The following is an 11161-nucleotide window of genomic DNA, read 5'->3' as shown; positions in this document are numbered from 1 at the left end:
AAAGAAAATCGGAAAGTTCTAAAATGAAGTTAGCCACCTAAGAGTATCAAAAAACATCTCAGAGAGATATAATTGTAATCACCACAATAACAATTAGAAAGACTCTGAGATGCAAAACTATTATACACCAAAAAGTAAACATTTGACACTAACTGAACGTAGAATAATTGAACGTTGGCTTCAAGAAGGGCTCTCAAATCGTGAAATCGCTAGGAGATTGGCTAAAGCTCCTCAAACCATTCACAACGAAGTCAAACGTGGTCAGGTTAGACAACAAGTGCGTAAAGGAAAATTTGAGGTGATCTACTCAGCTGACTTCGCCCAAAAAGCCTATCAAAACAATCGTAAACGTTCTGTTAAACAAGTCTCCCTGACCAAGGGACTCAAAGAAAAGATAACTCACTACATCAAACAGAAATATTCTCCTGAGATGATAGTAAAGGCAAAAGGATTACCTGTTCCCATCTCCACTATTTACTACTGGATTCATCATGGACACTTAGGATTGACTAAAGCTGACATGCTTTATCCTCGCAAGGAGAAAACTAAGAAAAAGCATGCCAGTCCCAACTTTAAGCCAGCTGGAAAGTCTATCGAGGAACGACCAGAAAGCATTAACAAGCGTGAGAATGTTGGTGATTTTGAAATTGATACGGTTATTCAAACTCGGGCAAAAAACGAGTGCCTGTTGACTCTAACGGATAGAAAGAGTCGTTATCAAATCATTCGACTCATTCCCGATAAGTCCACGTCTTCAGTCAATCAAGCTCTGAAAGCAATCCTCAGGGATTATCAAATTAACTCTATCACAGCTGATAACGGGGCTGAATTCAGTCGTTTAGCAGAAGTTTTTGACCCTGCTCATATCTACTATGCCCACCCCTATTCTTCTTGGGAGCGTGGAACTAATGAGAATCATAATAGACTCATCCGGCGCTGGTTGCCTAAGGGAAGCAAAAATGCGACTCAACAACAAGTCGCATTTATTGAAAACTGGATTAACAACTATCCAAAGAAACTATTCAATTATAAATCTCCTAAAGAGTTTTTACAGACTGGCTAACTTGAACTTGAAATTTAGTACTCAAAGAAAATCAAACATAGCCGAAGTCCATTTTCTATGGACAATCGTTTTTAACTCTTTCCAATGAAAACTTTGAATAACCTCTTGAAGTTGATTAATAACCTCCTCCAAAGTTTTGAAGGCTTTGTTTTTAAACCCACGTTTTCTTATTTCAACCCAGACCTGTTCAATAGGATTCATTTCAGGAGTATAAGGCGGAATAAAAGCAAAGTCTATATTATGTGGAACTTCTAAAGCCTTTGATTTATGCCAAATGGCATTATCCATAACCAAAACAATGTAATCGTCAGGAAAAGCTTGACTTAATTGTCTTAAAAATTCGTTCATCCATTCAGTATTACAACCTCCTGCGATGAGGAAAAAAGATTCTCCTGTATGGGCATCAACGGCTCCGTAACAATAACGGTATTCTCGAATGTAGTGGCTGGCTACATGTGGCCTATAACCTTTAGGTGCCCAACAAGCTCCTAGCTTACTGATACGACCAAAACCCGCTTCATCTTGATACATGAGACGGACTTTCTTGTAACGTCGGCTATGCTTAAAGCGCTTTCTTGTCTTCCTGAATATAGATTTTATTTTTTGACGCATAAATCGTTTTAGCGTCTGCTTTTTTAGGATGTTTTGGACGAGGAGTTACCTTTCGCCATCCGTGGCGTTTTAATAAAGCATAGAATCCCTCACGAGTGGTTGACTTTCCAACTTCAGCTTGATAGGCTTCAACAAGCTTTGAACAGTTACGTGCTCCCCCTTTAATGCCCGTTCTAGTTGTTGGTTTAGGAATCTTTCTTCCTCTTCGATGGTCATATAAGCACGTCTACGACCACCGCGATTTTCTTTAAATAGAGCTGTTAGTCCCCCCTTTTGATAACGGGTAATTAAGTTGCGAACAGACTGGTGAACGAGCCCAACCTCTTTGCCGATTGCTGTTAAGCTCATTCCTTGTGAACGAAGGAGGAGGGCATGCAATTTGCGATAATGAGCATTATTTTTCTTATCTTTAATAGCTTTTTCTAACTCTTGGATTTGTAAATCGGTAAATTCTTTTTTCATACAACCATTATATAGCTATTTTTGAAATTTGTTTAGTATAACCCCAAAAATCCCCACGTTTCTCCACATTTCATATGGGTAGCAAAAAAGGCCGAGAACACTTGTCTCGACCTTTTATTATTAGTCAAGTTTAAAACTAAAATTTTAAACCAAACTAGAAGGCTGAAAATTCCTATTAATCTTCATCTTCTGCTTTACGACGAACACCGCTAAGTCCTAGAATACTCAAAAGCATTGCACCAATACCAACGAAAGCTGATGATGATTCATCGCCTGTCTTAGGCAATTCTTTAGCTTCTTGTTCAGCCACTCTATCAGCCTGAGCTTTTGCCTTGGTTGTTCCTGATGTTGAGGCAGAATTAGCAACTGGTGTTTGGTAATCCCACACTTTCGGATTCTTATCCTTGTCATCTGGAATGCCATCGTTATCATCATCTGGATCCGTGACATCTGGTTGACCATCGCCATCCGTATCACGTTGTACTGTAATCGTGATGTCTTTCGTTGTACTGTTGCCGGCGCCATCGGTTGCTGTGATGGTCACGGTGTAGTCATGGCTTTCATCACTATCATCTGTCCAGCTTTCATTGTCGGCTGAGCCAGTGATCTTACCGGTACTTGGGGCATAGGTGACACCATCTGGGAGACCTGTGACCTCTACGCTTGGCGCTGGATCATCATTATCTGTTACCGTTACTGGTACTTCAAATGGGGTCTTTTCGTTGACAGTCTTATCGCCTGCTGTGATGGATGGACCTTCACTATCTGGAACTTTCGGATTCTTATCCTTGTCATCTGGAATGCCATCGTTATCATCATCTGGATCCGTGACATCTGGTTGACCATCGCCATCCGTATCACGTTGTACTGTAATCGTGATGTCTTTCGTTGTACTGTTGCCGGCGCCATCGGTTGCTGTGATGGTCACGGTGTAGTCATGGCTTTCATCACTATCATCTGTCCAGCTTTCATTGTCGGCTGAGCCAGTGATCTTACCGGTACTTGGGGCATAGGTGACACCATCTGGGAGACCTGTGACCTCTACGCTTGGCGCTGGATCATCATTATCTGTTACCGTTACTGGTACTTCAAATGGGGTCTTTTCGTTGACAGTCTTATCGCCTGCTGTGATGGATGGACCTTCACTATCTGGAACTTTCGGATTCTTATCCTTGTCATCTGGAATGCCATCGTTATCATCATCTGGATCCGTGACATCTGGTTGACCATCGCCATCCGTATCACGTTGTACTGTAATCGTGATGTCTTTCGTTGTACTGTTGCCGGCGCCATCGGTTGCTGTGATGGTCACGGTGTAGTCATGGCTTTCATCACTATCATCTGTCCAGCTTTCATTGTCGGCTGAGCCAGTGATCTTACCGGTACTTGGGGCATAGGTGACACCATCTGGGAGACCTGTGACCTCTACGCTTGGCGCTGGATCATCATTATCTGTTACCGTTACTGGTACTTCAAATGGGGTCTTTTCGTTGACAGTCTTATCATCAGCATTAATGACTGGCGGTTGGATGTCTGATTGTTCCCAGATTGCATACAAAGTTACATTCTCAGCAACAATACGGTCACCGACTTTATACTCTACTGATGATGGGCTTGCACTTGGAGTCGTCGCATATCCTGCTAGGGTATAACCAGAACGAGTAAAGCCTTGATCTGTAACATAAACAGGATCATTTGTTGCATAGTGCTTCGTTACAGCGCTACCATCACCACCATTTGGATCATAGATTACCTCTACATTACCTACGGTATCTCCCCATTGTGCATATAAGGTAATAGAGTTACCTACAACTTTATCAAAGGCCAATGTTTCTTTTGGCAAATAGCTATCACCACTACCATCTACTTTAGTATTCCAACCTAAGAATACCTTATCAGATGATGGTGGCGTCATATTTCCTTGATCAGCAACAGCAGCATTTTCTAAGAACTCAATTCCTGCCGTGCTAGGAGCATTAGTACCTCCATTTGCATCATATCGAATGCTCTTAGATTCATATGTCCAAACTGGAACAAGGACTGTGCCAGGAGCTGTAATTTCTGTATCTAAGTCAAATTTTTCCAAACGACCATTGACTAGTTTATACCATTCTAGTGGTAACTCTGAACCATCCGCAGCCGTTTTAGTATTTGGGTGAAGTTGACTATCAAATGTTGCAGTAAGATCACGAAGGGGTACTCCATTTGCATCATACTTAACAGAACCGTCTGAATTTGTTTGCGCATAATTATTATCAGGATTAAGAACAGTATTTCCTGGAATAACTAACAATACATACTTATCTTCATCAGAATCACTAAAAGTTGTATCACGATGAACTGTCACTGAAACAGGCATTTGAATCCAACCTGCATAATAAACCAAATCACCCGCTGGAACCTTGGCATTGGTAAAGTCAGCCTTAGCTCCGACCGCTGTTTTACTATCATACCAGCCAGTAAAGAGATAGGTTACCCCATGTTCATCTGTTTTCGTACTTTGATATGGTACTAGAGTCGTTGGTACTAACGGAGCAACATCTGCCTTATATTCAGCTGTCTCTTCCACATTAGAAGTATTTGGATCGTTAGTAACAAATGTAACTTTGTAAGTTTTTTTACGAAAATAAGCAGTCTTATCATTACCGTCTACATCGATAACACGGTCACCGACAGCCTGACCTTCAAATTGAATAAATTCATATCCTTCAATCTCTGATGATAAGTTCAAGCCCGTACCCTTCTTAAGGATATTCGTATTAACTTGAACAATTTCACCGGTATCAACATCTTTAAAGTAGGTATGCATGACAATTTGATTAGCAAGTGCAATAGCTTCCAAAGTTGTATCCACATCTGGCATTGGATAATTTAAACGTGACAAAGGCGAACGTGCCCCAAACTTTCCTTCTGCTGTCGCTAACCACTTCACATCTGTCTCAAGTGGCGCTGCTTCATTAAGTGGCGTTCCCCATTTCACTTGATAAGTATGAGTATAGCTGTCATTAATACCAATAACTGTCAGCGTAAATTTCTTACGTTCTGCATAAATATTAACAACTGTCTCACCACTACCATCAATTTTGACATGGCCAAGATCTGGTTGATTACTAGAAAGCTCGTGATCAAACGAATCAGGTCCCATACCCGGATCTTCAGACACAACTTCTCCAGTTGTTCCATAATTTTCTTCAATGTGGTCAACAGCATAGCGAATACCATTAACTTCACGCACACCTGTCGGCGTTTCAATCCAATAAACCACTTCATACGGTGTATCAGTATTAGCAGTCCATTGTGCTTCTAGCTGGTAGTCATGATTAACTTCTGTCGTATCCTCAAAAGAACTGCCAGTTTGTTTATCTTTCCACCCATCAAAAGTGTAACCTTTACGTGTTGGTATTGGTAAGTTTTGTCCAGAAGAACTGATAGACCCCGAATTAATATAAATATTATTAACAGCTGTACCACCGTTAGAATCAAAAGATATCGTCTTTTGGTTCACAATAACAGCATAAAGAGTCATATCTGCTGTGATACCTTGACTAAAATCAAAAGCTGCTCCATTTGGAGTCGTTGACCAATGTGAGAAAAGATAAGAATCTTTTGGCGATAAGATAACCACATCATCAGCATTTGTAGTTGCGCCATTTTCAACTTCTTTAACCTTAACAACTTCGTTTTTATCGTTCACAAAGGTAACACGAACAGTATCTTCATACTTCGCATTGACTGTAATCTCTGTTCCAGTTGGAAAATTAGTCGGCTGACTAAAGTCAAGAAGTTGGCCATTATATTCCCAACCCTTAAAGACTTTATCCCCAGATTCAGGAATATTAGGTTCAAGAAGTTTTTCCCCATTTTTCACATACTGCGTAGACACTAATGTACCTTCATTATAAAAATTAACGGCAGTAATTCCCAAGCCAGAAATATCAGCTGCTTTATCTTCTGTGTCTAAAATTTGTCCTGCCGTCGGATTAGAAGCAGCCGTTGGAGTCGTTGCTCCTAAACTATTGGTAGCTAAAAGGGTATTAGCTAAGCGCAAAGTAGCTGGTTTTAAATTTGCAGTTTGATTAGAGACTTGAACCTTTTCTTCAGCCAAGGCAGTTGCTGGATTGTAAGTAGATTCCAAATTCTTAGTTGATTCTACAGCATCTGCAGTTGTAGTAACATCACTCGCTTGCCCTCCACTTGCTTGCGCTGGTTCTTGAACCTTGGCATCTTCAGATTTATCTGTCTCAGCAGGAGTTGTTGCTTCTTTTTTAGTATCTGTAGCTGACTTAGCAGAAACTCTCAATGTAATGACATTGTTAGCATTCTCTGTAATTGCTTGACTAACTGGTCCTCCTGTCAACTCATAGCCCGCTAAAGCTCCCATATCACTACCACTTTCGGTTACAACAGTGCTAGCATATCCTGAATCATCAGCTGTTACTGTAGTTGATTTAGTTGTTTGATAAACAACATTCCTATTATCATCAACATAACGCACTACATAACTGATTGTTACTTGGCGATTAGCTTCTACTTGATTTTGAACATTTTCTGGATTTGTCGCTGCATTATTTGTAGCATCGCCTGTAACGGCTTGGCTTTCTGAATTGCTATTCGGCGTATCTGCATCCCCTACCGTTGCAGTCACAGCACTAGTCGATTGAGCAGAAGCTACTGTAGCATCTGTCCTCTCAGCAAGACCTTGCGTACTAGCCAAAGCCATCAACAAAGTTAGTCCCAAAAAGACCGAACTTGCGCCAACACGCTTGTGTTTACGAATAGAAAAGCGTTGCTTTTCCTTGAGTTTATTCCACATACTCTCTCTCCTTCTAAATATGAAAAACTCAAGGACAAACCTAAAATGGAAAAGTCCATTATTATTCTATCTGTTCTCTCCCAACTTTAGAGTTTTCTCCTTGAGGATAGTAAAACTCTTCGACCAGCTATAAATCAACGATGACAATCTTTTACTTTACCAATTTTTAGATAAAGAAAAAATCCCCTCTGGTTTATGAACTAGACAGTCTTTCAATATCAATTATACATGATAGACTTAAATATTCTGTAATATTTTCTTAAACTTTTTAAAAATATTTATTACTAATTTGTACCGTTTTTTGCTCTAATATTATCTAATACTCAATGAAAATCAAGCATAGCCGAAGTCCATTTTCTATGGACAATCGTTTTTAACTCTTTCCAATGAAAACTTTGAATAACCTCTTGAAGTTGATTAATAACCTCCTCCAAAGTTTTGAAGGCTTTGTTTTTAAACCCACGTTTTCTTATTTCAGCCCAGACCTGTTCAATAGGATTCATTTCAGGAGTATAAGGCGGAATAAAAGCAAAGTCTATATTATGTGGAACTTCTAAAGCCTTTGATTTATGCCAAATGGCATTATCCATAACCAAAACAATGTAATCGTCAGGAAAAGCTTGACTTAATTGTCTTAAAAATTCGTTCATCCATTCAGTATTACAACCTCCTGCGATGAGGAAAAAAGATTCTCCTGTATGGGCATCAACGGCTCCGTAACAATAACGGTATTCTCGAATGTAGTGGCTGGCTACATGTGGCCTATAACCTTTAGGTGCCCAACAAGCTCCTAGCTTACTGATACGACCAAAACCCGCTTCATCTTGATACATGAGACGGACTTTCTTGTAACGTCGGCTATGCTTAAAGCGCTTTCTTGTCTTCCTGAATATAGATTTTATTTTTTGACGCATAAATCGTTTTAGCGTCTGCTTTTTTAGGATGTTTTGGACGAGGAGTTACCTTTCGCCATCCGTGGCGTTTTAATAAAGCATAGAATCCCTCACGAGTGGTTGACTTTCCAACTTCAGCTTGATAGGCTTCAAACAAGCTTTGAACAGTTACGTGCTCCCCCTTTAATGCCCGTTCTAGTTGTTGGTTTAGGAATCTTTCTTCCTCTTCGACGGTCATATAAGCACGTCTACGACCACCGCGATTTTCTTTAAATAGAGCTGTTAGTCCCCCCTTTTGATAACGGGTAATTAAGTTGCGAACAGACTGGTGAACGAGCCCAACTTCTTTGCCGATTGCTGTTAAGCTCATTCCTTGTGAACGAAGGAGGAGGGCATGAAGTTTTCTATAGTGTTTATCATTTGCTTTATCTTTGAGTGCTTGTTTTAGTTCTTGTGCTTGTGCTGGTGTAATTTCTAGTGTCATGACTATATTATATCGCTATTTTTGATTTTTGTTAAGTATAAGAGCTAGTCTTTTATCAGAAGTCGCTAACATCGGATACAACGCCACGAAGAAGATTCACTACTACGGGGTGAAGTTCTCCGTTTTAGTCAGCGATAGGGGCTTTCCTTTGGATTATGTAGTAACGTCAGCCTCTGTTTACGATAGCCAAGTGGCTTTTGAATTACTGGAACACAGCTCTATTCCACTGATTTATGGAGACAAGGGCTATATTGACAAGCAGGTTAAGAAAGAGTTGGCCAATTGTGGTATCACCTTAATTTCTCAACTCAGGAAAAATATGGCAGACTATTCTTGGTTTGAGAACTATAAAATTAGCCGATTGCGCAAACCGATTGAAACCGTCTTTTCGAGCTTAGAACAGTTTGGCATTGAGAATTTACGCTGTCGAAACTTTCGGGCATTACAGTTTAGAGTAGAAGCTATTTTACTCATCTATTCACTCATGCTGGAAAATAGTCAAAATGAATTTGGGCTGAGTTTGAAATATTCTAAGGCTTATGCCTGATTAACTAGCACAACGGGTATTATATATATATTCGATGTCAATAGTGTTACGAGAAGTTTGAGGAATAAAATCTTCAAAATTAAGGACCAAAAAAGCAAGCCTAAGCTCGCTTGAGATTATAAGGATTTTTTCCTAGAAATAATCAGGTCTCGTAGGGAAATGATAAGTACCGCTAGAACAATGAAGAGCATGCCCAGAATATCCATCTGATAAAAGACCTGCCCCAAAATTAGGGCTTCCAAGATAACGCTGGCAACTGGCTCAATAGCTGCGAGGAGACTGCCCTTTAAGGGACCAACCATGCTGATGCCCTTAAGAAAGAGGGTATAGGCCAAAATAGCCCCGACGACAATCAAACCAAAGAGTGCCAGCAGGTTGAGGCTATTTAGGGGGAGACGGTAGCGCCAAGCTTGCGTGAAAATAGGAAAGACAAGACCACCAATTAACATCCCCAGACCAACGACGGTCAAGCTTCCATAACTTTGAATGAATTTGGCTGGAATAATCATGTAAGCTGTGTAGGTGAAGGCCGAGAGGACACCCCAGAAAAGTCCAAGAGGGGTGATGGCTAGACTAGCTAAGTGGCCATGGGTCGCAATTAGAAAGGTACCCAAAATGGCCAGAAAAATAGATAAGCTTTCAGAAAATGTCGGCAGGGTCCGCCCCTTAAGGCTAACATAGGCCAGAACTAAGACTGGCGAGATATACTGGAGAACCGTTGCCGTTCCTGCATTGGTATAATGAATGGCTTGTCGATAGGCATACTGGTTGGCTAGGAGACCACAAATGGCAAAAATCAAGAGACGAACTCGGTTGGAGCCTGAGGACATCAATGATGTCAATGTCGCCTTATCCTTAATGAAGGCCAGTCCTGTCAAGACTAGACCCGCTATAATCAAGCGCAGGCTGGTAAGGAGATTGACCGAAATCCCCTGAGCCATCAGATATTGACCAGAAATACCTGAAAAGCCCCAACACAGGGTTGCGGCAATGGTAATCATAGTCCCTTTAAACGTTTTTGACATGGTGCCTACCTCTCTAGTCTCCATTCTAGCATAAAATAGTCTTCGTGGAGACCGACTTTTCTATAAAAAAGAAGGCTTTCGAATCAGTCATCGGCCTCTGCCGGAGTTAGTAAGGGAAGGAAGACAAGTCACAACTAGTGATTGGCGACAGGAGCCAAGAGCTTTAGCTCTTAGGCAACTGACCTCCCTTAAAAGCTTTTACTAAGCCTGAGAATTTTGTTATAGTTAAAGTGAAGGAGGGACATTTGTATCAAACCTAGTCGAAGCTCACTTGCTAGGCTGTCCTTCAACTAGACTAACCTATAGGGAGGTATCACTATGTTTCAACTGACTGACCAAATCGCTGTCGTGACTGGTGGAGCCAAGGGAATTGGTCGAGGTATTGCCAGAGTTTTAATCCAACAGGGAGCCAAGGTTATCATTCTTGATAGAGACCAAGATGCTGGTCAAGCTAGTGCCAAGGCTTTAGGCGCTGACTTTTATCCCTTTGATGTTACCGATAGCGACGCTATTGATCAAACCTTCCAAATGATTCGAGAAAAATACGGCAGGCTGGACATTCTCTGTTCCAATATTGGTATCTATCCCCAAGTCAAAATTGCTGAAATGAGCGAGGCTGACTGGGACCTGATTCAAACGGTCAATCTCAAGGGAACCTTCTTGGTGGTCAAGGCTGCTACTAAAATTATGCAACCCCAAGGCTATGGACGAATTGTTCTAACCTCGTCAATCACTGGCCCTATTACTGGCTATCCTGGCTGGGCCCACTACGGTTCAACCAAGGCTGGACAATTAGGCTTTATGCGGAGTGCTGCTCTGGAATACGCCAAGGATGCTATCACCATCAATGCCGTTCAACCTGGCAATGTCCTGACCGAGGGTCTGCAAGCTCAGGGACAGACCTATCTGGATGAAATGAAAAAGACCGTACCGACTCATACCCTAGGTTCCCCAGAAGACATTGGCACAGCCGTTGCTTTCTTAGCTTCTAAGGAAGCCCACTACATTACTGGTCAGACCATTGTTGTTGATGGAGGCCAAATCCTCCCAGAATCTTTTGATGCGATTCTGTAAAATTCACTACTAGATAAAGGAGCTGGGCAAAAACTCAAAATCTCACTAATTTTCTCAGATTTTAAAAATAAGAAATCGCATGAAATCAGCGTTTTTAAACGAAAGATTTCATGCGATTTTGTTAATTCAGGACTTTTTTTCCAGCCCCTTTATATCTATATCAAAGCAAAAAGGCCTAGTCTTAGATC

5 protein-coding genes and 2 pseudogenes are annotated in these 11161 nt (G+C 41.0%); 3 read left to right on the top strand and 4 right to left on the bottom strand.

The features are described 5' to 3' along the window. Positions 1–109: 109 nt before the first annotated feature. A complete protein-coding gene (locus STRCR_RS04180; protein ID WP_004225294.1) occupies positions 110–1063 on the top strand; it encodes an IS30 family transposase in 954 nt (317 codons plus the stop codon). Between the two features lie 21 nt (positions 1064–1084). On the opposite strand, the pseudogene STRCR_RS11575 reads toward STRCR_RS04180, so the two are convergent. The 3 genes and pseudogenes from STRCR_RS11575 to STRCR_RS11570 form a co-directional block, all read right to left on the bottom strand. Beyond that, a pseudogene (locus tag STRCR_RS11575) lies at positions 1085–2137 on the bottom strand (IS630 family transposase). A gap of 175 nt (positions 2138–2312) precedes the next feature. Further along, positions 2313–6950 carry an InlB B-repeat-containing protein gene (locus STRCR_RS04165; protein WP_004228690.1) on the bottom strand — a complete coding sequence of 1546 codons (4638 nt, stop codon included), beginning with the start codon at positions 6948–6950 and terminating at the stop codon, positions 2313–2315. Between the two features lie 323 nt (positions 6951–7273). Next, positions 7274–8327, bottom strand: a protein-coding gene (locus STRCR_RS11570; RefSeq protein WP_076612110.1) for an IS630-like element ISStso1 family transposase whose coding sequence is annotated in 2 segments (ribosomal slippage) — positions 7274–7888 and positions 7890–8327 — 1053 coding nt in all. Because the reading frame shifts where the segments join, the coding sequence is not laid out codon by codon here. 34 nt (positions 8328–8361) lie between these two features. Between STRCR_RS11570 and STRCR_RS04150 the strand changes: the two are divergent. Continuing rightward, positions 8362–8874: pseudogene (locus tag STRCR_RS04150) on the top strand (IS982 family transposase); the annotation flags it as partial. 116 nt (positions 8875–8990) lie between these two features. Here STRCR_RS04150 and STRCR_RS04145 read toward each other — a convergent pair. Next, positions 8991–9899, bottom strand: a complete 909-nt coding sequence (locus STRCR_RS04145; protein WP_004225245.1) for a DMT family transporter — start codon at positions 9897–9899, stop codon at positions 8991–8993. 318 nt (positions 9900–10217) lie between these two features. On the opposite strand from STRCR_RS04145, the gene fabG reads away from it, so the two are divergent. After that, complete coding sequence (fabG, locus tag STRCR_RS04140) at positions 10218–10973, top strand: 3-oxoacyl-ACP reductase FabG (protein WP_003000960.1); 756 nt, start codon at positions 10218–10220, stop codon at positions 10971–10973. The last annotated feature ends 188 nt before the right edge of the window (positions 10974–11161 follow it).

It is taken from the genome of Streptococcus criceti HS-6 (genome assembly GCF_000187975.2).
Lineage (GTDB): Bacteria > Bacillota > Bacilli > Lactobacillales > Streptococcaceae > Streptococcus > Streptococcus criceti.
Note: the sequence above shows the minus strand (reverse complement) of the source record. Positions and strands in the feature narration are given on the sequence as shown.